Annotated in this window: 24 protein-coding genes; 9 read left to right on the top strand and 15 right to left on the bottom strand. The window is 34.4% G+C overall.

Annotated elements, in window-relative coordinates; all coding sequences use genetic code 11:
- Nucleotides 1–102 precede the first annotated feature (102 nt).
- A complete protein-coding gene (pepF, locus tag ABC346_RS16740; RefSeq protein WP_413235933.1) occupies nucleotides 103–1,920 on the top strand; it encodes an oligoendopeptidase F in 1,818 nt (605 codons plus the stop codon).
- Nucleotides 1,921–2,249: 329 nt separating this feature from the next.
- On the opposite strand, the gene ABC346_RS16745 is transcribed toward pepF, so the two are convergent.
- From ABC346_RS16745 to ABC346_RS16765, 5 genes are all read right to left on the bottom strand, one after another.
- On the bottom strand, nucleotides 2,250–2,798 hold the full coding sequence (locus ABC346_RS16745; protein ID WP_413235934.1) for a GNAT family N-acetyltransferase: 549 nt from the start codon (nucleotides 2,796–2,798) through the stop codon (nucleotides 2,250–2,252).
- Between the two features lie 406 nt (nucleotides 2,799–3,204).
- Nucleotides 3,205–4,620, bottom strand: coding sequence for a protoporphyrinogen oxidase (hemY, locus tag ABC346_RS16750; RefSeq protein ID WP_413235935.1), 1,416 nt, complete (start codon nucleotides 4,618–4,620; stop codon nucleotides 3,205–3,207).
- Nucleotides 4,617–5,555 (bottom strand): ferrochelatase, encoded by a 939-nt coding sequence (hemH, locus tag ABC346_RS16755; RefSeq protein ID WP_413235936.1) that lies wholly within the window; start codon nucleotides 5,553–5,555, stop codon nucleotides 4,617–4,619. Before hemH ends, hemY begins: the two co-directional genes overlap by 4 nt.
- A gap of 23 nt (nucleotides 5,556–5,578) precedes the next feature.
- Nucleotides 5,579–6,616: a uroporphyrinogen decarboxylase gene (gene hemE / locus ABC346_RS16760; RefSeq protein WP_413235937.1), complete on the bottom strand. Its 1,038-nt coding sequence runs from the start codon at nucleotides 6,614–6,616 to the stop codon at nucleotides 5,579–5,581.
- A gap of 103 nt (nucleotides 6,617–6,719) precedes the next feature.
- Nucleotides 6,720–8,885, bottom strand: a complete 2,166-nt coding sequence (locus ABC346_RS16765; RefSeq protein ID WP_413235938.1) for a transglycosylase domain-containing protein — start codon at nucleotides 8,883–8,885, stop codon at nucleotides 6,720–6,722.
- A 164-nt stretch (nucleotides 8,886–9,049) separates the two neighbouring features.
- On the opposite strand from ABC346_RS16765, the gene ABC346_RS16770 reads away from it, so the two are divergent.
- Nucleotides 9,050–9,547: an antibiotic biosynthesis monooxygenase family protein gene (locus tag ABC346_RS16770; protein WP_413235939.1), complete on the top strand. Its 498-nt coding sequence runs from the start codon at nucleotides 9,050–9,052 to the stop codon at nucleotides 9,545–9,547.
- 422 nt (nucleotides 9,548–9,969) lie between these two features.
- On the opposite strand, the gene ABC346_RS16775 is transcribed toward ABC346_RS16770, so the two are convergent.
- The 6 genes from ABC346_RS16775 to ABC346_RS16800 all read right to left on the bottom strand — a co-directional run bounded on the left by ABC346_RS16775 (nucleotide 9,970) and on the right by ABC346_RS16800 (nucleotide 14,159).
- Nucleotides 9,970–10,440, bottom strand: coding sequence for a thioredoxin family protein (locus ABC346_RS16775; RefSeq protein WP_413235940.1), 471 nt, complete (start codon nucleotides 10,438–10,440; stop codon nucleotides 9,970–9,972).
- Nucleotides 10,441–10,878, bottom strand: a complete 438-nt coding sequence (locus tag ABC346_RS16780) for a disulfide oxidoreductase (protein ID WP_413235941.1) — start codon at nucleotides 10,876–10,878, stop codon at nucleotides 10,441–10,443.
- 99 nt (nucleotides 10,879–10,977) lie between these two features.
- Entirely contained in the window at nucleotides 10,978–11,607 is a 630-nt protein-coding gene (locus tag ABC346_RS16785; RefSeq protein WP_413235942.1) for a response regulator, read from the bottom strand.
- Complete coding sequence (locus ABC346_RS16790) at nucleotides 11,604–12,674, bottom strand: sensor histidine kinase (RefSeq protein WP_413235943.1); 1,071 nt, start codon at nucleotides 12,672–12,674, stop codon at nucleotides 11,604–11,606. Before ABC346_RS16790 ends, ABC346_RS16785 begins: the two co-directional genes overlap by 4 nt.
- 14 nt (nucleotides 12,675–12,688) lie before the next feature.
- On the bottom strand, nucleotides 12,689–13,423 hold the full coding sequence (gene liaF, locus ABC346_RS16795) for a cell wall-active antibiotics response protein LiaF (protein ID WP_413235944.1): 735 nt from the start codon (nucleotides 13,421–13,423) through the stop codon (nucleotides 12,689–12,691).
- Nucleotides 13,424–13,505: 82 nt separating this feature from the next.
- Nucleotides 13,506–14,159, bottom strand: coding sequence for a phosphatase PAP2 family protein (locus ABC346_RS16800; protein ID WP_413235945.1), 654 nt, complete (start codon nucleotides 14,157–14,159; stop codon nucleotides 13,506–13,508).
- Between the two features lie 110 nt (nucleotides 14,160–14,269).
- On the opposite strand from ABC346_RS16800, the gene ABC346_RS16805 reads away from it, so the two are divergent.
- Together ABC346_RS16805 and ABC346_RS16810 are read left to right on the top strand one after the other, a co-directional pair.
- Nucleotides 14,270–14,704 carry a ferritin-like domain-containing protein gene (locus ABC346_RS16805; protein WP_413235946.1) on the top strand — a complete coding sequence of 145 codons (435 nt, stop codon included), beginning with the start codon at nucleotides 14,270–14,272 and terminating at the stop codon, nucleotides 14,702–14,704.
- Nucleotides 14,705–14,932: 228 nt separating this feature from the next.
- Nucleotides 14,933–16,135 (top strand): M20 metallopeptidase family protein, encoded by a 1,203-nt coding sequence (locus ABC346_RS16810; RefSeq protein ID WP_413235947.1) that lies wholly within the window; start codon nucleotides 14,933–14,935, stop codon nucleotides 16,133–16,135.
- Nucleotides 16,136–16,697: 562 nt separating this feature from the next.
- Here ABC346_RS16810 and ABC346_RS16815 read toward each other — a convergent pair.
- Complete coding sequence (locus ABC346_RS16815) at nucleotides 16,698–17,927, bottom strand: ABC transporter permease (RefSeq protein WP_413235948.1); 1,230 nt, start codon at nucleotides 17,925–17,927, stop codon at nucleotides 16,698–16,700.
- Nucleotides 17,920–18,663, bottom strand: coding sequence for an ABC transporter ATP-binding protein (locus ABC346_RS16820; protein WP_413235949.1), 744 nt, complete (start codon nucleotides 18,661–18,663; stop codon nucleotides 17,920–17,922). Before ABC346_RS16820 ends, ABC346_RS16815 begins: the two co-directional genes overlap by 8 nt.
- Nucleotides 18,664–19,191: 528 nt before the next feature.
- Between ABC346_RS16820 and ABC346_RS16825 the strand changes: the two genes are divergently transcribed.
- The 5 genes from ABC346_RS16825 (at nucleotide 19,192) to ABC346_RS16845 (ending at nucleotide 22,921) form a co-directional block, all read left to right on the top strand.
- The gene (locus tag ABC346_RS16825) at nucleotides 19,192–19,617 is read left to right on the top strand and encodes an HIT family protein (protein ID WP_413235950.1); all 426 of its coding nucleotides are present in this window, start codon (nucleotides 19,192–19,194) and stop codon (nucleotides 19,615–19,617) included.
- A gap of 139 nt (nucleotides 19,618–19,756) precedes the next feature.
- On the top strand, nucleotides 19,757–20,278 hold the full coding sequence (locus ABC346_RS16830) for a tryptophan transporter (protein ID WP_413235951.1): 522 nt from the start codon (nucleotides 19,757–19,759) through the stop codon (nucleotides 20,276–20,278).
- A 276-nt stretch (nucleotides 20,279–20,554) separates the two neighbouring features.
- Nucleotides 20,555–20,917: a YtxH domain-containing protein gene (locus tag ABC346_RS16835; protein ID WP_413235952.1), complete on the top strand. Its 363-nt coding sequence runs from the start codon at nucleotides 20,555–20,557 to the stop codon at nucleotides 20,915–20,917.
- Between the two features lie 157 nt (nucleotides 20,918–21,074).
- Nucleotides 21,075–21,617 carry a DUF3267 domain-containing protein gene (locus ABC346_RS16840; RefSeq protein WP_413235953.1) on the top strand — a complete coding sequence of 181 codons (543 nt, stop codon included), beginning with the start codon at nucleotides 21,075–21,077 and terminating at the stop codon, nucleotides 21,615–21,617.
- A gap of 404 nt (nucleotides 21,618–22,021) precedes the next feature.
- On the top strand, nucleotides 22,022–22,921 hold the full coding sequence (locus tag ABC346_RS16845) for a peptidylprolyl isomerase (protein ID WP_413235954.1): 900 nt from the start codon (nucleotides 22,022–22,024) through the stop codon (nucleotides 22,919–22,921).
- Nucleotides 22,922–22,970: 49 nt separating this feature from the next.
- On the opposite strand, the gene ABC346_RS16850 is transcribed toward ABC346_RS16845, so the two are convergent.
- Both ABC346_RS16850 and yhaM read right to left on the bottom strand, forming a co-directional pair.
- Entirely contained in the window at nucleotides 22,971–23,174 is a 204-nt protein-coding gene (locus ABC346_RS16850) for a sporulation YhaL family protein (protein ID WP_413235955.1), read from the bottom strand.
- Nucleotides 23,175–23,236: 62 nt separating this feature from the next.
- Nucleotides 23,237–24,190 (bottom strand): 3'-5' exoribonuclease YhaM, encoded by a 954-nt coding sequence (gene yhaM, locus ABC346_RS16855; protein WP_413235956.1) that lies wholly within the window; start codon nucleotides 24,188–24,190, stop codon nucleotides 23,237–23,239.
- Between the last annotated feature and the right edge of the window lie 14 nt (nucleotides 24,191–24,204).

Raw genomic sequence — 24,204 nt, forward strand, 5'->3', positions numbered from 1 at the left:
TAGTTGCTTTTTTTCTGTGGAAAATCTATTATTCTTTTTTTATTTATATTATAATTATTTTGAGTTACGAAATAATTATTTTAAATGGAAAGAGGGATATTCATGACAACAACGAGCACATCTCGTTTATTACGTACCGAAGTACCAACGGAAGAAACATGGAGTTTAAGCGATTTATTCCCTACGTTTTCTGATTGGGAAAACGAGCTTCAGTCTATTCAGGAAGATATTGGTTTAGTTACGAATTACAAAGGAAAACTAACAAAAGATGCGCAAACACTTTTACATGCAATTCAAGAGCTCGAGGCATTTGAACAACGTGTAATCCATGTCATTGTTTATACCTCATTATTAACTAGTGCAGATGGAACTGATCCGGTTAATCAGAGTGCATCATCGAAAGCATCTTCAGCATTAGCCAATATTGAATCAAAACTTGCATTTATAGATTCTGAAATACTTAATCTAACGAATAAAGACATTGATGCCTTTATCAACGAACAACCAGAATTAGAAAATTATCGTAAATGGTTAGATGATATTTTAGAAGAGAAACCGCACAAACTTTCCCCAGAAGTGGAGGAAGCATTGGCTGTATTCGGTGAATTATTTGAAGCACCTAGAAATATCTTCAGTATAAGTAAAGCATCAGATATGCAATTTGATTCAATTTTAAATAAACATGGTGAAGAATTACCAATGTCAGAGGCATTGTATGAAGAGAACTATGAGTATAGTGAAGATACGGTCGCTCGTAGAAATGCTTATGAATCATATAAGAAGACGTTTCAGCAATATAAAAACACCTATGCGACTACATATGCAACAGAAGTAACAAAACAAGTGAAAACAGCTAAGTTAAGAAATTATAATTCGGTAACAGATATGCTTCTTTCTTCACAGGAAGTATCAAAAAAAATGTATGAAAATCAGTTAAATGTGATCCAAAAAGGATTAGCTCCACATATGCGTCGCTATGCGAAGTTATTGAAAGAAAAACTCGGGGTTGATGAATTACGTTATTGTGATTTAAAAGCACCACTAGATCCAGACTTCAATCCTAAAACAACTTATAAAGAGGGAACAAATACGATTTTAGAAGCTTTAAAAGTCATGGGGCCAGAGTACATTGAAATTATAAAACAAGGAATTAATAATCGATGGATTGATCGTTCTGACAACGTAGGAAAAGCAAATGGCGCATTTTGTTCTAGTCCATATGGGACGCATCCGTATATTATGGTGACTTGGTCCGATAATATGAGAAGTACATTTATTCTTGCACATGAATTAGGGCATGCAGGGCATTTCTATTTAGCAGGCAAACACCAAACATTGTTGAATACCCGTCCTTCTACTTATTTTGTAGAAGCACCTTCAACCTTAAATGAATTATTATTAGCAGAACATTTAATGAATCAACATCAGGATGATCCTCATATGAAACGATGGATTATTACGCAACTATTAGGAACTTATTATCATAATTTTATCACCCATTTATTAGAAGGGGAATTCCAACGAAGAGTGTATCAACTTGCAGAAGAAGGTGTACCATTAACTGCGGATAGACTATGTAAAGAAAAACGAGAAGCACTTGAAAATTTCTGGGGAGATACAGTCGTATTTGACGAAGGTGCTGGACTTACCTGGATGCGTCAACCTCATTACTATATGGGATTATATCCATATACGTATTCTGCCGGTCTGACGGTGTCTACTGCAGTGGCAAAACGTATTAAGGAAGATGGTCAACCGGCTGTAGATAGTTGGTTGAATGTATTAAAATCAGGTGGTACTAAAAAACCTCTGGACTTAATTAAAGATGCTGGAATCGATATGTCAAAACCTGAAAATATTCAAATTGCAGTTGATTACGTTGGGTCACTTATTGACCAACTCATTGACAGCTATGAATAAAAAGAATAATAATTAATTAAAATCGATCTATCATAATGCCAAAAATCTATGATAGATCGATTTTTTTATTGATTCAATTTCATAATTAATATATTTAGTGTAAAAACCGGATGAAGCGTTGTTTGATTTCCATTACAGACGGCGCTTTCCGCAGGCACGGCTTCAACTAACTAGGAAAAGAAAAACCCTTTTCCTAGTGGATTTTCAGCCTCGCCGTCTTCCATTCCAATCAAAGCCAAGTATTTCCTCTAATCCAAACATTAATATTTATACTCTTACGAACTATGCGTTTTGCAAAAATTCGGCAATTATGAAATACTCAATTATACTTATTTTTGGTTTTCCCACTCTTTTCGCAGTAATCCATGGACTATTCGATCATGATACCTACCCTGTAAATATTCATAATCACGAATAACCCCTTCTTCTACAAAGCCTAATCGTTTTGGTATTTGTAAGCTTTTTACATTCTTCTTAGCCACGTTAATTTCTACTTTATTTAACTTTAATGTTTTAAAAGCATAGTTTAACAATTGTTGTGTAGCAATTGTAATACAACCTTTGCCTTGAAATTCTTCCGCTAGCCAATAACCTATTTCTGTTTTATTCGCTTTCCAATCGATATATAAATATCCAATCGCACCGACTAATTGTTGTTTATACCAAATTCCCGCCCAGAATCCATTATTGTCAATGTACCTTTTCTGTGACTTATCAATAAACGCTATCGTATCCTCAATGTTATTTGTGTACACAGCAAACGATAACCATTTACTTAAATGCTCTCGGTTTCTTTCGATTAATACATATAATTCAGTTGCATGTTTTCTTTCAAAAGTCGATAAAATCATGTCTTCATTAACATTTAAATAAAACAACGCATTCCCATCCTCATTTTTCTTAAGCTTCATATATACTAGAAGCTTGAAAATTAAATTGACTCTATGTCAAATGTTGGGGATGACACAAAAGTATTTAATAAAAAGAGAAATCCGAATGAATGGTTATTTGAAAACCCGCTTAAGAAATATACTGCGCTTATCCTAAAGCGGCTGATGAGCCTCCGGTTGCTACGCAATCCGGGGTCTCACCTAAGCCTTCCTCCCACAGGAGTGTTTTTAATTAATTAAATTTTCCACTTACCCCAACAATTATTTTAGAGCCATTAAATTAGATATAAAAAGACACTGAAAAAAGTATTTCATCAAAAAAGTTCGTACTAACTAAAGATAAGAAGTTAGGATAGACTTAAGCGGTTTTTACCTTCCAGTGTCTTACAATATATTAAACTGTATTATTGATTCGATTCAATACTTGTTGCGCACTATTTTTTCCATGCTCAATGCAATCTGGAATACCTGTTCCATCATAAGAACTCCCTGTTAAAATAAATCCAGGTAAATTGTTTTCAACATAACTACGAACTTCATGAACAATATCAAGATGTCCTACATGATACTGCGGGCGAGCATTTTCGAATCTTGTAACCTCATGAAATAAAGGATTCCCCTTTATTTTCATAACTTTATTTAAATCTTTCAAAACAATTGCAGTAATCTCTTCATCTGTTAGTTTGACAATATCTTGATCATCTGGTTTACCTACATAGCAACGAAATAAAGCTTTTCCATCTGGTGCCGTATTCGCCCACTTACGATGTGTCCATGTGCAAGCAGTGATACGATAATCACTGTTTCTTGTGACTAAAAATCCTGTTCCATCTAAATCACGCTTAATCTGTTTTGCATCAAATGCTAAAACAACGTTGGCTGTCGATGTAGCAGGAATATTGTTCAACTGTTTCATCGGCTCGTGTTTACTTAACATCTCTGGAACTTTCGTATGAGGAGCAGTCATAATGATGATATCAGCAAAAAGAACCTCTCCATTGTTTAGCAGTAAATGATATCCATCTTCCTTCTTTTCAATATGATCGACAGCTCGATTATATTGAATAATACCATTTAAATGATTTCTTAACACATCCACAAGCGTCTGTAAACCATCTTCAAAAGAGAAAAACATACCAACGGATGGTTGTTTGGAAGTTTTTTTCTTTTTTGAGGCCGGCATGATTTGCTGTAAACCTTTCATAACACTACCATACTCTCGTTCCATGCGTTCAAAAATTGGATAGATTGCTTGTAAACTCATTTGATCAATATCTCCAGAATGTATTCCCGATAATAATGGATCAATTTGGTTGTCAACTAGCTCATCACCAAACCTGCGTCGCATAAAACTCCCTAAGGACTGATCTTCAGTAACTTTTGATTTCGGCATCACTATATCCATTAATGCTCGTAACTTCCCTCGTGCTGTTATCACTTTTGAATTTAGTAAAGGTTTTATTTCTTTTGGAACCCCCATATAGGCCCCTTTTGGCATTTTATGTAATTTGTTTTTTACTAAAATATACGACTGTCCGGTGGTATTTCTTACAACTTTACTTTGAATGTCCAATGACTCTACCAATTCCATTGCAGCAGGCTTTCTAGATAGTAGTGAATCTGGTCCCTTTTCAATTGTAAAACCATCACGTTTTACTGTATGAATTCTTCCCCCAACTCTGTCCGTCGCTTCTACTAAAGTGATATCCATTGGAATTTCTTGTTGTTGTTTTTCTTTGTGAAGATAGTAGGCAGCGGATAATCCTGTTATTCCGCCGCCCACAATGACAACCTTCTTGTTTGTGGTCATCTTACTTCACTCTTTGCTTTTTTCATTACAACATTTGCTAACGTCTCAATGAACTGGGGATGAACATTTGGCATTTCTGGGCGATAATAGCTTGCACCAATTTCATCACATACCACTTTACATTCATAGTCATTATCATAAAGAACTTCCAAATGATCAGCTACGAATCCGACTGGCGTATAAATAAAGGCTTTATACCCTTCAGTTTCATAAAGTTCTCTTGTTAAGTCTTGTACATCTGGACCAAGCCAAGGATCTGGTGTGTTACCTTCACTTTGCCATCCTACTGCATAATTTTTTACATCAGCTTCCTCCGCGATTAATTTTGCAGTTTCTTCTAATTGATCCTTGTATGGATCACCATTTTTAAGAATTTTTTCAGGAAGACTATGTGCAGATACAATTAACACAGAATTTTTTCGTTCATCTTCTGTCATTTCTGCATAACTCGCTTTGATTCCTTCTGCCCAAAATTTTATAAATCCTGGTTCTGTATACCAGTCTTCTACAGAGTCTAATTGGATGCCATACTTTTCAGCCGTTTCACTTGCACGCTTATTATATGATTTCACACTAAATGTAGAATAATGTGGCGCTAATACAAGTGAAATGGCTTCTTTAATACCGTCCTTTGCCATTTCTTCTACAGTATCTTCAATAAATGGATGGATATGTTTTAACCCAATGTATGCTTTAAATTCATACTCATCTTGATTTTCATTCAGTTTTTTTTCAAGTGCTTTCGTTTGTTCTTCTGTAATTTTTGCTAATGGAGAAATTCCCCCAATTGCTTCATAACGTTCTTTTAAATCTTGTAACGCTTCTGGTTCAGGTTTTCGACCATGGCGAATATGTGTATAGTACGGTTCAATATCCTCCTCTTTGTATGGAGTTCCATATGCCATTACTAATAATCCAACTTTTTTCTTTTCCATGTTACATACACCTCTTTAATAATTTACTTCTTTTTACTATAGTTATGAACCAACTCAGTTAATTTTTTTAAAGTAGCTGGTTCTATATCAGGCGTTACTCCGTGACCAAGATTGAACACATATTTACCTGAATTCATACCTTGATCTAAAATTTGCTTCGTACGCTGCTCAATTGTTTGCCAATCTGCTAATAAAATAGCTGGATCCAAATTTCCTTGAACAACTTTGGTTACTCCCATCTCACGCGCCTCATTAATAGAGGTTCTCCAATCTAAGCCAATTACATCCACTGGCAGATCATTCCATTCCATAAGTAAATGTCTTGCACCTACTCCAAATGTAATTAGAGGCACTTCATGTCGTCTTAATTCAGAAAAAATCCTCGTCATTACTGGTTTAATAAACACACGATAATCTTCTGCATTTAACGATCCAACCCAAGAATCAAATATTTGTATCGCTTTAGCTCCTGCCTCTACTTGAGCGTCTACATAACTAATAATCATGTCACTTAACTTATCCATTAATGCAAACCAAGTTTCAGGCTCTTTATACATCAATGCTTTTGTCTTAGAGTAATTTTTTGAAGGGCCACCTTCTATCATATAGCTCGCTAATGTAAATGGTGCACCACTAAAACCAATTAAAGGAACTTCCAATTGCTCTTCCGTCAATAATCGGATCGTATCTAGTACGTAAGGTACATCTGTGGCGGGATTAATTTCTCCAAGTTTTTCTACGTCTTGTAGATTTCTTATTGGATTGTGAATTACAGGTCCAATGCCACTTTTAATTTCTACATCCACACCGATATATGGTAATGGCGACATAATATCTTTATATAGAATAGCGGCATCCGTTCCGTAATTCTCTACTGGTAAACGAGTAACATAAGCACATAATTCTGGTTGGTGTGTAATTTCAAATAGTGAATATTTTTCTTTCAACGCACGATATTCTGGTTGGGACCTTCCAGCTTGTCGCATAAACCAAGCAGGAGTAAAGTCCGTTTCTTGTCCTTGATAAGCTCTAATAATTGTATCGTTTTTAATTATAGACATTTCATTCATCCTTTTAAATATTCATATCTCCATAGTCTACTATAGCTATTAAATACTTGAGTGTATAGGGAAGGCCGGTGTTTGTCATCAATTTGCCTCATTTTTACCAACTAAATGTCACAGAATCAGACTTTGTACCTTCCATTTTTGTGTTCGGATCGTAAGGAACAATATAATATTTACTGTTTTCAAACCAAACATTATCAATTGTATATTGAGTTACTCCCTCTACTTCATCAATAAGTTTATCTTCACCGTCTGTTTCTTGATAAATACGATAAACAACTCGTTCATCAGATGAACCATTCCAACTAAGATTCCCTCTGATTATCGAGAATCCTCCAAATTCATAGTTTGCTGAAATATCCGTTATTGTAGGTAATTCAATCGGTTCTGGTAGTGGTTCAACGTTCTCTGGTATTTCAAAGCTACTCGACATTTCTCGGTCTGTTTGCCTATCGATTTCGGTTAGTATTTTCTTTGTTAATGATGTAGGATAAGAACTTCCACTCGTTAAATAATGATCTTTATCTGTGGTATCATAACCCATCCACATAGCGGTTACGTATTCTGGAGTATATCCAACAAACCAAGCATCTTTCGTGGCACCTTCCACACTTGTATGCTGTGTAGACCCAGTCTTTCCAGCAAGTGCTTTATTAAAATCTCCTGAAGCTGCTGTTCCAGATCGAACCGTTTCCGATAACATCTCTGTCATGTTCCAAGCCACTTGACTTGTAAATACATTTTCAGCCTCTATCGTTGATTCATAAATCACTTCTTCATTTCGATTTTCGATTCTAGAAATCGACGTTGCAGAGGTTATATCTCCACCCGAGGCAAAAGCCTGGTAACTCTGCGCCATTTTTAAAGGAGTTACTCCATAAGTAAGTCCACCTAATGCTATAGATAAACCATCATCTTCGAAAGTAATTCCTAGTTTTTCCAAATATCCCTTGGAATAGTCAATCCCAATTTTATCCAATAACCACACAGCAGAAGTATTGGTCGACTCCATAATGGCTTGATAAATAGTAAGTTCTCCTTTATATTCACCATTTGCATTTACAACATTATATTCTTCCGATTTCTTATCTGGAATCAATGTGAAAGGAGTATATACATCTTCCTGCATTAATGCCGGTCCATATACAGCAATAGGTTTAAAAGTTGAACCCGGTTGACGATCGACTACAGTTCGATTTAAATCGCCAATTTGATAATCTCTTCCACCAATTGCAGAAACAATACGAGCATTATTAGCATCTAACATTACAAACGCGCCTTCAACACCTTCCGTATTTCCAGGGAAATATGCATCGTTTCGCATTTCTGTATATGCAATCTGTTGAATTTCAGGATCCATATAAACAGTAATATCATACCCACCCGTTTGTAGTGCTTCTACAGAAAGTTGATGTTTTTCTGAAGCCTCTTTCATAACAAGATCAATATAACTATCTACCCACGGATTGGAAGCTTTCGGTTCTTGGATAGCAAGGCCTAACGTTTTTTCTTCCTGCTCAACTCGTTGTTCTGTACTCAAAAATCCTGCAGCTTCCATTGATCGTAAAACAACATTCCTTCGTTCTAGAGCACGATCTGGATGATTAATGGGAGAATATCCATTGGGGCCTTTCATTAATCCAGCGAGCATTGCTCCTTCAGCTACGTTTAACTCATCAGCTGGTTTGGAAAAGAAATACTTAGAAGCTGTTTGAATACCATAAATCCCTTGACCAAAATACACTTCATTCATATATAGTTCAAGAATTTCATCCTTCGATAGTTCTCTTTCCAAGTATAGGGCTGCCATCGTCTCTTTTATTTTCCTCGACCATGTTTTGTCATTGCTCAAAAATAAGTTTTTAGCAAGTTGTTGTGTAATCGTACTTCCACCTTCAACTTTGCTCATCGCAATAATATCCCGATAAATTGCTCTGGTGATTGATTTAAGATCAATCCCCTCATGTTCATAAAAACGCCTATCTTCAATTGCGATAAAGGCTTCTTTTACATGTTCGGGTAGACTGTCTAAATCTATAAACTCCCTATTTTCTTTATAAAGTGTTCCAATTACTTCTCCTTCTTCAGTTCTTATTGTCGTTTTCAAATCAAGTATCAAATCTTCATCATTTGCTATTATTTTTCCACCTAATAAAACGACACCATACCCAAGAAGTAGTAGTATAAAAAGAGAGGCAATTGCAATGAAAAACCACTGAGTTTTCTTCTTGTAAGCTAACTTATTTTGCTTACGTTTTTCCATTCTCATAACTTCACCTCTAGCTACGTACATTTACATTATACGTCATCATTCGTCATTATTAAAGAATATAGTTTCTATTAATTAATAATCATTTTAATTAGTATGTGTAAAACTGAATTGTACAGGGTAATATGTAATATACTATGAATAAGGGGGAATTTCATATGAAAGCCTATATGACTAACGGAACAATAGATTACTTACTTAAAATCGAGGAGAAGTATAAAGCAATTGATTTCTTTTTTATTACTAGTAGCGAAGGGGCAATCGCATTTTATGAAGGTACTAATGAGAAAGTATTTGCTTCTGGAAGAGAATTTGATGTTTTAAAATCTATAGGTAATATACAAGAGCATGGTTATGTGATTATGAACCATATCCCTGTATCAGAAGACAGCCACGCAACATTTGAATATCGAATGAAACATAGTAGTAATGGTGTTGAGAATATGCCAGGATTCCAAGCAATGCGGTTATGGAAACAAACAGAGAGTAATATGTATGTCGTATTTACACAATGGACATCAAAGGATGACTTCAATAATTGGAAACAATCCGATCATTTTAAACAAGCACATAAAGATCAACAAGCTAAAAAACCTAGCTATATTATGGAACGACCATTTATCATCACAGGAACAATGTACGAAGAAGATAATTGAATCAATAATAATGGCGCAATCCTCGTTTAGCAACGTAGCGAGTGCGCCTTTTTTTTAGGTATGGAGATTGGGACAACAGTATTTACACAAAAGATAAATCCAATAAATTGATGATGAGAACCCGCTTCAGAAATATACTCCGCTTATCCTAAGGCGGCTGATGAACCTCCGGATGCTCCGCATTCCGGGGTCTCACCTATGCCTCATTCCCACAGGACAAGGAAGGCTTCGACAGCATTGCATCGCACGCAGAAAATTGATTTTTATTTTCAAGGAGTCTCCGTATATTTCTTACGCTTATGTTAACTATTATCCGTCTTTTGAGCAAAAATTTTGATTAGTCACAATCTCCTCCTTTCTCCTTTGAGATATTGGAAGTGAACCGATGTTGACTTTAACACCGCTTGTCACTTTGTATGTTTTTAATTTACATATTCCTCAAAGAATGCTTGATATTCTTCTTCTGGTTTTTGTCCGATAAGCCTAGCTACTTCTTCTCCATTTTCATAATGTACTAATGTTGGAGTGGAATCTACCGAAAAAGTTCCCCAAGCTGCCTCAAATTCATACAAGTTTAATTTCTTCATATCCACATCCATATCTTCTGCTAGCGGCACTAAATAAGGAGTTGTATTTTGACAATATACACAAACAGGACTGTAGAAATAAACTGTTACTGATTCCCCATCTTCAATTTCTTGGCTTAGTTCATCTGGCATTATTTGATTTTGATAAAGCGGATTGTCTAGTTGATCGATTGTTTCTTGTTTTAAATCTTTATCACCATAAGGGCTATCTTGTGTAGCTTGATCATTTTTATAATTAACTACGAATATTAGCGCCGCAAATAATAACACAATGACACTAATGATAATAATCATTTTTTTACCCATTTACGCTTTCCTCCTCTGTTCTCTTAAGACAATTAAGTGCAAAACAAAAATGATCAGAAATGCGACTCCTGCCATAAAAGGAATACTAATAAAACCAAAGTAATTTACATAAATTACGTTACAAGGGACACTACCACTACATGCTCCACCTATCTCTTGAAAAATGGAGACATGCTGAACCAAATAATGATATGTAGACACTAGAATCCCGATTCCGCTCATGAATAAACCAGGAAGAGCAATCGATATATCTTTTTTTATCGCTGCTAGTCCATAAATCAATACGAGTGGGTACATTAATATCCGTTGATACCAACATAATTCACAAGGGACATAGTTCATTACTTCAGAATAAAACAAACTTCCCGCCAACGCCAAAAAGGCTTGTACCCATATAAGCAGTAATAGATTCTCTGCTTTTTTTGTTAGTGTCTTCATAAATGCCCTGTCCTCTCTTTTGAGATACAGTTGTATTATACAGAAAGCGAACATAGAAATACAATTAGTTAGACTTATTTGACAAAAAGTTGAAACAAATTATTGTAATAATTTGTTTCGGTGAACGTAAACAGCTGCTTGTGTTCTATCATGTACATCTAATTTCGAAAGAATATTGCTGACATGTGTTTTTACAGTCTTCACACCAATATACAATTTTTCACTGATTTCTTGGTTCGTAAGGCCATCCCCTATACATAATAGTACTTCTCTTTCTCTTTCAGTTAAATCATCATGTAATTTCTTCTTTTCAGATCGGAAATTTGTCATCATTTTACTAGCCACTTTTGGTTCAATTACATTCTCACCCAATGCAGCTTTTTTAATAGCTTCTGTAATTTCGATTGCTGTTGAGGTCTTTAAAATATAACTGAATGCACCTGCTTCAATAGCTGGAAAAACTTTCTCATCATCATAAAAACTAGTTAAGATAATTACCTTACAATCCGGATAATCTGTAATTATTTTTTCCGTTGCTTCAATGCCAGTTCCATTCTCCATAATTAAATCCATCAATACTACATCTGGTTTTTCTTGTAAAACAATTTCAACTCCTTCAAAACCACTCGATGCCTGACCAACAATTTCAATATCTTCTTCTGTTTGCAGATAAGCAACAATCCCTTTTCGAACAACATCATGGTCATCAATAACTACGACACGAATCATGTTCTTCTCCTCCGTTCTTCTTCATATGGTATTCTAATTTGAATATAAGTGCCTTCATTTACATTAGATCGGACGGTAAATGTTCCACCAATTTCTTCACTACGCTCTTTCATTGTTTTTAATCCATAAGAAGTTTTTTTACCATTGGTTTCTAACATATCAAAGCCTTCACCGTTATCTTCGATTAAAACGAATATCTCTTCAGATTTTTTAGAAATCTCTACGTATACCTCTGTTGCGTTTGCATGTCTTAAAATATTGGATAAAGATTCTTGCACAATACGAAAAATATGTTCTTCAATCGTTTCTTTTATTTCAAGTTGGTCATCTAATTTGAGTCTAAACTGTAAGTTACTTTTTTGTTTTAATTCATTAATTAATTTATGTAACCCTTCCACCAAAGTTTCTCCACTTAAATATACTGGACGTAAATGTAGTAATAAAGCTCTCATTTCTGTTTGTGCTTGATGAGCAGATTGAGAGACTTCAAGCATTTGCGCTTTAGCTAATTCTGGTTTTGAATCTAATTGTTTTATAGCCGCTTCAGACAACATTGCTAGTGCAAATAATTCCTGACTCACCGCATCATGTAAATCTCTTGCAATTCGCTGCCGTTCTTCAATCACAGCCGTTTTATGTGATGACTTCGCTAATTCTGATTTTTCATCCGCCATTTTTTGTAACGATTTCACTTGATTTTGTAACTTTTTCCCTAATTCATTTAAAGAATTAGACGCCCTGTGAATTTCATCATCTCCGTCTTCTAATAATTGTATGGAAGATTGATAATTACCGTTTGCATATTGTTTGATTAATAATGTAATAGCATCAAAACTAGTTTTTAAATAATTGCCATTACCATTAAATCCAGCATAAAATGCTAAAGGAAGTCCGATGAGAAGGTGTGAAATAATAAAAAGAAAAATACTTTCTGTCGTTAACCATGCCGGTTCAAATAAAACATAAGCGGATAATAAAATAGAAAGTAAAATAAATGAAGAGAGGAATAGTACAAATATATGAGAACGAATAAATATAAATCGAATTCCTTTTAAACGTTGATGCATCCTTATTCCCCCTTTTAAATTCTTTCCACACGAATTGATCCTGCCTTTAGGCGTATAAATAAATCTACTTTCTTACTTGCGTATTGATAATTTTCTGACTCATAAATTATACTTCGATTTATTCCATCAGATATATCATTTAATACGATAATCTCTCCTGCATTAATAGCGGCATCTACTCGAAAATCAACATGCTCCGGTACTAATACCGTTACATCTCCTGCTAAGGAACGAATAGAAATAGGAGTTGTTTTATCTGGAATATATGCTTTCGTCAAATCCAAATAAAAGTCACCTGCTAAATTTCTTAAATTTAATGGTTCCAAATTCCAATCCTGCTTTTGCTGATAATCTCCAATTGAAAAGTGAGAACTACCTTTAGTATACGTGTCCCCCTTCGAATACTGAACCCATCCACTTTGTCTCGAATTAATAATTGCTACTCCAAGATACACAATAAACAGTGGCCATAATTGAAAAACATCCCAAAAACCAAATGAAATATATTGAAATCTATCTAGTAATAGCAACGTTCCGAAGATAATCAGGAAGGATGAAAACATCCACCCTCCACCTTTTTTCCTTAAATACTTCCATAAACTAAATAAACCATAGACAATAAAGAAACTAGGATACATATATCCCCAAGCATCTCCAAGTTGAAAATCATATACTCCTATATTGTTTAATACAAGCAATATTCCAAAAGCGATTAGAATCATCGCAAATAGAAATTTTAATAATCGCATTACTTGTTCTCCTCTCCCATTAGAAAACTACGTTGTTTGATTGATTCTAAGTATAAATTGTATTACATAACTCATGAACCAACTAAGGATTGCTTTTTTCTCCGCCTCTAGTAGGAGATTGTTCAAATTTCCGGTAGATATATACACTCCCCATCAATAATATGAAGCCTAATGTAAACCCAGCGATTACATCAGTTAAATAGTGGACATTGATGACATATCTACTGATTCCAATGAGCAGCACAAGTAATCCACAACCACTTTGAAATACGATTTGTGAAGTATTTGTTGGTAATTTCCTCCCGATAAAGTAAGCGACTAGTCCATAGCAAACCATCGGTATCATCGAATGACCAGACGGAAAACTATACCCTTCCGCATGTGCTTCTACCAAGATGCTCGGTCTTTCTCTTGTTGTAATCAATTTAATCGCAACGTTTAAAAAATGCGTTAATCCAATGGCACTTACGAAAAGGAGCGCTTGGAACCAATGTTTATATAAAAGTAATAAAACAAATACCATCACAATCACAAACGGGATTAAAAAAGAACTAGAACCCAATTCGGTAATATATCTAAACAAGTCAAAAATAACAGTATTACTTAACTTGTCTACAAGTTCTCTAGTTGGACGATCTGTAAAAGGAACAATACCCACTTTTACTTGTATTGACCAAATTCCAATAACCACAAGTAATATAGATAGAAAAATAATTCCTATTTTGTTGTTACGCATACTTTCACTCCTTCTATTTACATCATACCTTAATAAGAGGTTTTAAAAAAATATAATAGGGAATTTTATTTATACATAACAATACTCTTAAATAGATAGGAGATTTGATAATGGAAAAAGAAGTTCAAGAACTTATTGATGGATTAAATGAAGATTTAGCAAATGAATACGCTGCAGCAATTCAGTATACTTATAGCGCTTCTGTAGTCACAGGACTATACCGATCCGCCTTGAAGCCTTTTTTTGAATCAGAAATTAACGATGAACTCGGTCATGCTCTATATCTCTCTGAAAAAATAAAAACTTTAGGTGGTACACCAACTACAACCGCTGCATCTATACCACAACCCACTGAAGTTGCAGATTTATTAAAAGCAGCCCTTCAATCAGAGACGGATACCATTGAACGTTACGAAAAACGTAAGCAACAAGCCGAGAAGTTAAAATTTACTGAGCTTGTAGTTAAATTAGATGACCTCATTTCTGATGAAACACATCATAAGGAAGAAATTGAACGCCTTTTAGAAGACCCTAGAATTTCTTAAGCATTTGTAATCTCCCTTCAAATTTGAACGTATTAGCTATCCAAATAGTGCAGAAATAATTTCTGCACTATTTTTATGTGTAAATCAATTACATAATGGTTTGATATGCTCCAGCTAAACCTTCACAGAAAAATATATCGATTAGAAATCTCAAAAATTATATTTAAACAAATTATATGAATAATGTTATAATACATAGTTAACAAACACAAAAGGGGGCTGACATCATTGTTAAAAGACATTTTTGATACTATTGATTACCATTTTGATGAAATGGTAGAAATAAGAAGGTATTTACATCAATATCCTGAATTATCCTTTGAAGAAACCAAAACAGCAGCTTACATTGCGAATTATTATAAAGAATTAGGCATTCCATACAAAACCAATATTGGTGGAAATGGTGTAATTGCTACATTACAAGGAAAAAAACCAGGTAAAACAATTGCATTACGAGCGGATTTTGATGGATTGCCAATCCAAGATGAAAAGGATGTTCCATATAAGTCGAAGGTTCCTGGTGTTATGCATGCGTGCGGACATGATGGTCATACAGCAACACTTCTCATATTGGCCAAAGTAATGCAGCAACATCAAGAAGAACTAGAAGGCACAATTGTTTTCTTACATCAGCATGCTGAAGAATATGCTCCTGGAGGCGCAAAGCCGATCATCGAATCGGGAGCAATTGATCATGTGGATGCTGTTTTTGGTACTCATTTATGGGCTACTATTCCTTTAGGAGTATTACACACTTCTACAAGTGCTATGATGGCAGGTGCAGACCGATACGAAATCATTATTCAAGGTAAAGGTGGCCACGGTGCATATCCACACGAAACCAAAGATGCGATTGTATTAGGAGCAGATATCATTACAAAATTTCAACAGATTGTAAGTAGAAGATTAGATCCTCTCAGTACGGCAGTAGTCACTACCGGTATTTTTGAAGCCGGAAGTGCCTTCAACATTATTGCTGATCAGGCCAAACTTGTAGGAACTGTTCGTCATTTTGATAGTGAAGTTCAAGAGAAAATAATCCAAGAGATGGAACGCATTCTAAAAGGAGAATGTGATGCAAATGATGCAAGTTACGAATTTAATTATTTAAAAGGTTACCCACCATTGATTAATCATAAGGAACAGGCAGAAACTATACTTAAAGCCAGTGAAAAAGTAAAAGAAATACACACCGCCGAAGAAGCACCTCCAGTTATGGGTGGTGAAGATTTTGCTTATTATCTTCATAATAAACCAGGTGCTTATTTTTTCACTGGAGCAAATTTAGACGGGAATCCTTATCCACACCATCATCCAAAATTCGATATCGATGAAAAAGCGATGGTAACCGCTGCGAAAACGTTAATTAGCGTATTTATGCAATATCAAGAAGAAACCAAAGGTAAACCACAGGAAGCAAATTCACTATAAAAATGAAAAACGTTCTAAATTAAAAAGATGGAGACTTAAAGAAAAGCAAACCTTCTTCAATATTCATGAGTGACGTTAAAAACATACTAAGATTAGTAGGTAAGATCATCGACGGATGATTTTGCCCACTAATCTTTTTTTAAGGGTATAGTGAGAAGTGAAAGAAAGCTCGACCACAGCCTCGGGGATCAAGAATAATACATCGTACGATTATTCGTACACGGTCTCTAATTACTTTATAAATAATCCTTGACTAATCGTAGGAAAGAGGTTGGGACATAACAAAAAATTCATGCTAAAAGACGAATGAAAGCTAGAATAAGCGTAAGAAATATACGGAGACTCCTTAAAAATCAAAAATCGATTTTCTGCGTGCGATGCGATGCTGTCGAGGTCTTCCTTGTCCTATGGGAGCAAGGCCTAGGCGAGACCCCGGAATGCGGAGCATCCGGAGGCTCACCAGCCGCCTTAGGATAAGCGCAGTATATTTCTGAAGCGGGTTTTCATAGGCCAATCATTCGGATTTATCTTTTACGTGAATACTTTTGTCCCAGCTTTTTCATTAAATATTAGAAGTTTGCTGAAATTTACCCCGAATATACCCTTGCGTAAAGGTAATTGTAAAAATCACACCAACTATCATCATAATTACAAAACCTAGCCAATCCCCTAAAAATAAAAATAAGAGAGAAAATAAAATTGCTTGTATTATTCCCAGTTGTCTAATGATAGACAGTACTGCATCTATTTTTAAATGCTGTGGAACAGGATAAATATCTAACCATATATTTGTACGATGATGTTGATATAGTGACATCATTTGGAAAGTACTTAAATATAAAAATAATAAACCAAATAAAATTTTAATCCAACTATTAGGCATAATCCATATAAAAATACCACCTATGATAATGAGTCGAATATACATACCTACATAATCGCCACTTCGAACAAAAGAAATGCGATATAAATAAGCATATGTAGCCTCTTTAGAAAAGGGAATTCCCTTCACGATTAGAGAAACTAACCAGCTTCTCCGCTTTACTCTATTTTTCAAATGAGGAACCTCAGCAAACATATTAGCTATTCGATAGAAGGACTGCATGCGACTATTATCTTTCTCAATGAGCAAATCCCATAATATTCCTGCTTGTTTACTGGTGTACCAAAAATCATAAATCAAAACAATGATGAACAAGGTCACTGTAATGACAGTCATTAACATATTACCAGCTACCATAAAATAGAAAATCACTACGTTTAGAACTGTTCTTGTCAGTAAATCAATATGACGTATACTTGGTTCTCGAACTTTTAGCATCCACCAATTCGCGAACAAATTGGCAACTTTCCACAATAGAAGAACTGCAAGCGTAGTAAAATACATACTCCCCTCTCTCTCTGGAAAAGTTGCAAAATAAAGTGGAGCAAGTGCAGCAGCAAATAACAGTACCAAATATAATTGAATAACGAAGCTATAGATTAAACTATTACGAAAATAATTCTTCATTTGTTTTTCTGCAGGTATCAAAAATACTAAATCAGGTTCTTGAAGTAACGTTCTAATAGGACTATAACTAACAATTAGCCCAAAAACAATCCCAATAATAATCGCAGTTGGAAAATTCTCTGGCAAGTTCGCTAACCATTGTTGATAATAATATGCAGATGCAGATATAAAGAAAAACATCGCGAACGCAATATGTCCATTAAATATATATCGTAAATACCGACTAAGATTTTTAATATGGGCAGATAATCGATTTTTATAGAACTGATGAGAATCAAACATGGTTATCTTCCTTTGTTAATTGAACATATAAGTCATCTAAAGAAGCTTCTGGCATACTAAAGCTTGAACGTAACTCATCCAACGTCCCTTGAGCACGTAATTTACCATCATGCAAAATTACAAATCGATCACAATACCTTTCTGCTGTTGCTAATATATGAGTTGACATCAATACTCCAGCGCCTTGCTCCTTCATTTGCTCCATCATTTTCAAGTATGATTGGATACCTAGTGGGTCAAGGCCGACAAAAGGCTCGTCCACAATATAAAGTGGTGGTTCAATTAAAAATGCACACATAATCATCACTTTTTGACGCATACCTTTTGAGAAATGTACGGGAAACCAATGAAGTTTTTTCTCCATACGAAACTCTTTTAATAATGGTTCTAATCTTTTTTCAAACAGTTGTTCATCAATATTGTAAGCCATCGCAGTTAAACGCAAATGTTCATATAAAGTCATTTCATCATATAAAATAGGCATTTCTGGAATGTATGCAAGTTGATTGCGATACCCTTCTGGATTATTCTGAAATGTTTTACCTTGTATCAATACGTTACCTTTTTTTGGCTGCATCAAGCCAATAATATGTTTAATTGTTGTACTTTTACCGGCACCATTCAACCCGATTAATCCAACAATTTCACCATTATTCACTTTAAATGAAACGCCATGTAATACATTTTTATGTGTATATCCTCCAGATAAATCTTCAATATGTAATAAGGTGCTCACCCTTTTCCCTCCTCTATGCTTAACACGATTTTATCATTATTGTATGTCAAAGCCAAAGCCAATCGTTCTACAATTATCCTAATTAAATTATATTTTTATGTATAATATCGTAGAAAAAGCTCAAAATACAAAGGAAGAAAATAAGAAACTCACTTCAAACTACCTAAAAACGTAAATGAGGTGTCAACGATCGAAAACCTAATTTAGTTATGTATTTCCACATGACAACCGTTAGTAATCGATAATTGCTCTAAATTTCGGTTAGGATGTGTTTCTGTTGGACAAATGATGATCCTTACACGAATCACTTCATCTGAATGTACTCGTTAAGGAAATGTGAGTTATGTATATAATTTACAACCAACCTTGGTATACAGAAATGAATTGAAAATGAGTTTCTTACTTCTTCATTAAGACTATTTGTCACATTGAATGATGTGGCAAATAGTCTACTTTTATTATAGGGTAACACTTTACTTTTATATACAAGCCTCTATACAATAAAGAAAAAGGAGGTTGTTTTTTCATATGTCACATGAAGATTGCATTTTTTGTAAAATCATTCAGGGAGATATCCCTTCTGCAAAAGTCTATGAAGATGATAATGTATATGCCTTTTTAGATATTAGCCAAGTAACAAAGGGACATACATTAGTGATTCCAAAAGAACATACGAAAAATATTTATGAAACATCTCCAGAGGTTGCAAGAGAATTGTTTGCACGTATTCCAATTATTGCTAACGCCATTAAAAAATCTTATAACCCACTGGGTATGAATGTGTTAAACAATAACGAATCAGCAGCAGAACAATCTGTATTTCATTTGCATCTACATCTTATTCCAAGATATGGCGAAGGGGATGGTTATTCTCCTAACTGGACTGTACACACCGATGACTATAATTCAGATGAATTAAAGGAAGTAGCTAGCACTATTCACGAAAATATTTAATTGAATTAAAGCTGAATGAAATAAAAGGTTTTTATTTCATTCAGCTTTTGTTACACTATCATTATTCTTCGCAACTGACGATAAGCGTACAGTTGGAAGATCTTAGTAAAGAATAGATGAGACGAGGAGAGATTGACAAATGAATACAAGAATATTAGTGGTACTAGCATTATTAGTAAGTATCGGAGCAGTACTGCATACTGTAGTCCCACCTATGTTATTCGGAGTAAAACCAGATATGTTATTAGCGATGATGTTTTTAGGAATTGTTCTATTCCCTAAAGTCAAATATGTATTGATATTATCATTAGCTACTGGATTCATATCCGCTTTAACTACCGCAGCACCTGGCGGACAAATTGCAAATATCATTGATAAGCCTGTGACAGCACTTATCTTTTTAATGTTATTCTTATCACTAAAAAATACATTCCGAACAACAATCGTTGCACCTTTATTAACAGCAGTTGGTACAATTGTTAGCGGTACTATTTTCTTAAGTGTTACTTTATTTATTATTGGATTAATGGAAGGCGGATTTTTTGCACTATTTGCATCCATTGTATTACCAGCAACAATAATTAACACAGTAATTATGATCATTATTTACCCAATTGTGCAAACCATTTTAAAACGCTCTGGGAATGTATCATTCACATAAAGCAAGAGCCCTCCATCGGTTATTTCATCTACTGATGGATAACGAGACTTATCAGAGTATTAACACTTGCTGATGGTAGGAACACTACTCATCCTTGGCAAGTAAATTTGTCTTCTTCTTTTTAGAGGAGGACTTTTTTCTTATTTATGGCAGAAATTCTCTTCCTTATTTATAATAGAAAATATATAGTATAATTAATTTTCTATTTAGCAATGTTTAACACATATGTAAAAAGAGGAAATGGTATACTAGAGAAAGGAAAGGAGTGCGTTTTCCATGTCAAAAGGAAAATCATTAGTATTAGGCTTTCTTGTAGGTGCTTCAGTTAGTGCTGGAGTAACTTTAATTAGCACCCCAGAGTCAGGTCGACAATTAAGAAACCGTGTAAAGGATCAAAGTATGGAGCTTGGGAACCTACTTTATAGCTTAAAAGAAGACAGTATAAAACTTAAAAATCAATTGTTACGCACCTCTAAAGAAGGAGCAGTCCTTGTTCGTGAACTTACAGAGGAAATGAGAAAATCAGTAGAAGATTGGAAAGATACCGTTGAACCACATCAAGAAAATATCCACCAATCTTTAGAACAAATCGAATCAAGTATTAAGGAACTAGAATCAAAATTAAACAGTTCTAATTAATCACTAAAAGTAAAAGCTTTTGATGCTCTTGTCAGTTAAAATATGACAAAGTGGATTAAAAGCTTTTTTTCTTTAAAATACCTATTGATTTTTCAACATAATCGTACTATGATTCTCTCAGTGTTATTTCAAGTTTTTAAGATTTGTAGGTGATAAAATGAATTGCTTAAAAACAATTTATTTAACAAGAGAGTTTGGGAAAATACGATTACAAATTATAGCATTATTAATTAGTCTACTTGTCTTTATAATTTCATATGTACCTTTATCTTTTGTACATGGAGCCTATCAAAATAGTGAAAAAGCAATTTTTCCATTTTTAATTGCAATCATCAGTATGCCGATTCTTCATTCACTAGTAATGGTGTTAAGTCTTAGTATCCTAAAGAAAACAACGAAAATACCTTGTAAATTAACTGGATTAAAATTTCCTACATGGTTCTGTTTTAAGGGCGTACAATTAACAAAAGCAGAAGCTATTGTAACTGGTATTATGCCCACCATGGTTTTAACATTGCCTGGATTTTTAATTAGCAGTCAACTTGCTGATTACTACCTTTATACGCTTCTATGGTCGAGCATTCATTTAGGTATGTCCGTTACTAATTTTATATATCTTTATTATATTCTCAAAGCCCCTAAAAAGGTCTATATTCATCATTTGTCGGAGGGGTTTGAATTACTTCTAAAACAAAAATAGTATTAATCATATTGTTTTTGTCCCCCTGTTCAACAGGCTTTGTTTTTGGTAGAGTAAAGAGTGCATAACCTTTTTGAACCGGGGTAAGAAAGGAGAGTCAAAGGCAATGGTGATATTTTATATGGTTTTTGCTTTTATCGTACTACTTATTTTTAATACTTTGACCAATGCGTTTTGTATCAAGATGGAGCTATCACAAAAAAAACAGCTTAAAGTTTATCGAGTTATAAATATGATTATGGTAGCTCTACTTGTATGCTCCTATCTACGAGTATTGAATGTGACAGTTTAATGGGATTTTATAGGTATTTATACAAATTCTATTTTTTTCCTGAAAAAGTATGATATATTTATGATTGTAAAAACTAATCGTAAACTAGTACAGAGTAGGAGTGTTTTGAAGCATGAAGAAATGGACAATAGCAGCCTCACTTTCTTTAGGGGTACTCACATTAGCTGCATGTAATTCAGACGATGAAATCGTTGCTGAAACAGAAGCAGGAAATATTACAAAAGAAGAATTTTATGAAGAACTAAAAGATGTTAATGGTGAATCCATGTTACAACAACTTGTTACTGTAAAAGTCTTAGAAGACAATTATGAAGTAACTGATGAAGAATTAGAAGAAGAAATCGCAACAATGAAAGAAGGATTCCCTAGCGAGGAAGATTTTAATACGACTGTAGAGCAGCAATTCGGTGGCGAGGAACAACTTCGCGAAATAATGTACGTTAGTATGTTACAAGAGAAAGCTGCTGCTGAAGATATTGAAATTACCGAGGAAGATTTAAAAGAGTTATATGATCGTAAAAATACAGAAGTACAAGCACAACATATTTTGTTAGAAAATGAAGAAGATGTTGCTGAAGTCCAGCAAAAAATTGAAGACGGTGAAGACTTCGGTGAACTTGCGAAAGAATACTCTGTTGACACAGGAAGCGCAGAAAATGGTGGAGACCTTGGTTACTTTAGTGCCGGAGCCATGGTACCTGAATTTGAAGAAGCTGCATATTCTTTAGAAGCAGGAGAAATTAGCGAGCCCGTGCAAAGTAGTCATGGTACACATATTATAAAAGTAAATGACGTCCGAGAAAAAGAAGAATCAATTGGTGAATTTGAAGATGTTAAAAAAGAACTTGAGCGTGAAATTTTACTAAGTCGTGTAGATCAAACGCAAATTCAAGAAAAAATCAACAAACTAATTCAAGATTCTGATGTAAAAATTAATGTAGAAGGTATGGAAGATTTATTCGAGCAAGAAGAGACTGAAGAAAATACAACTGAAGAAGATGCACAAGGTTAAGTCATATAAAAACGCCCATTTATCTTAAATGGGCGTTTTCTTTCTACATTCAATTGTTCTCATGAATCTCACTGTTATGATCTCTCTGACGCTTCATTCGATCCTCACGAATCCGTTCCATGTATATTTTGCCTTCTCTTTCAATAAATTGTTGATCCAATTTTCGTTCTGCCAGCATAGCACGTAATGCCATATATCCGCTGAAGAAAATTAATAAGATGACTGCTATAACCCAAATAGGAATTGATTCCATCTTCTTTTCCTCCTTGTCCAAGCCTTAATACTATATATATGAACAAAAAGAGAAAAAATAACCTATCCTTCATTTTCTTCGAAATTTGGTTTGTAAAAAGCACGATTATCCATAGCAAAGAGTCTTTCCGTGAACTCTCCTGGTTGAACTTTTTCCAACGCTCGACCCAACATATTCATTTTTGCATCTATTAAATCAATTAAATGTAGTAGTTCTGCTTCACGAACTAATGGTGGTGTCGGACTACCCCATTCAGCTTTACCGTGATGACTTAGAACGAGATGTTTTAGAATAAGCACCTCTTCCCCTTCGATTTGTAACTCATTAGCCATTAGACCAATTTCTTCAACCATCATCGGTATATGCCCAAGCATTTTTCCTTCCAATGTGTAAGTAGTAGAAACAACACCCGAAAGCTCTTTAATCTTACCAATATCATGAAGTATAATTCCAGCATATAATAAGTCTTTATTAATTTCTGGGTAGAGTTTGTGCAATTCTTTTCCAATAGCTAACATACTAACAACATGATATGCTAGTCCTGATGCAAATTCATGATGATTTTTGGTTGCAGCTGGATAAGTTAGTAACTCTTCCTGGTATTTCTTTATAAAAGCCCGAACTAGACGTTGAATTTTAGGATTCTCCATCTCAAAAATAGCCTCAGTCAATTTTTCTGCTAATTCTTCTTTTTCCATTGGTGCCTTACCCAAAAAGTCTGTTACTTGAACATTATCCATTGGTTGCGTTAGACGAATAGATAATATTTTTAATTGATGCTTTCCACGAAATTGGTTTATCTCCCCTGATACTTGAATAATTTGTTCTGGAATTAGAGTTTCTTCATCATCTTTCGTTGCATCCCAGAGTTTTGCTTCTATTTCGCCACTAGCATCTCGAAGTATTAAAGTTAGAAATGGTTTTCCATTACTAGTAGTACCTCTTGTAGATTCTTTAATTAATAGAAATCCATCAAATTCTTCTCCAATCGTGCGAAATGCGATACCATTTTTCATATAATCTCCTCCCC

This window comes from Oceanobacillus phoenicis (assembly GCF_047238145.1).
Taxonomy (GTDB): Bacteria; Bacillota; Bacilli; order Bacillales; family Amphibacillaceae; genus Oceanobacillus.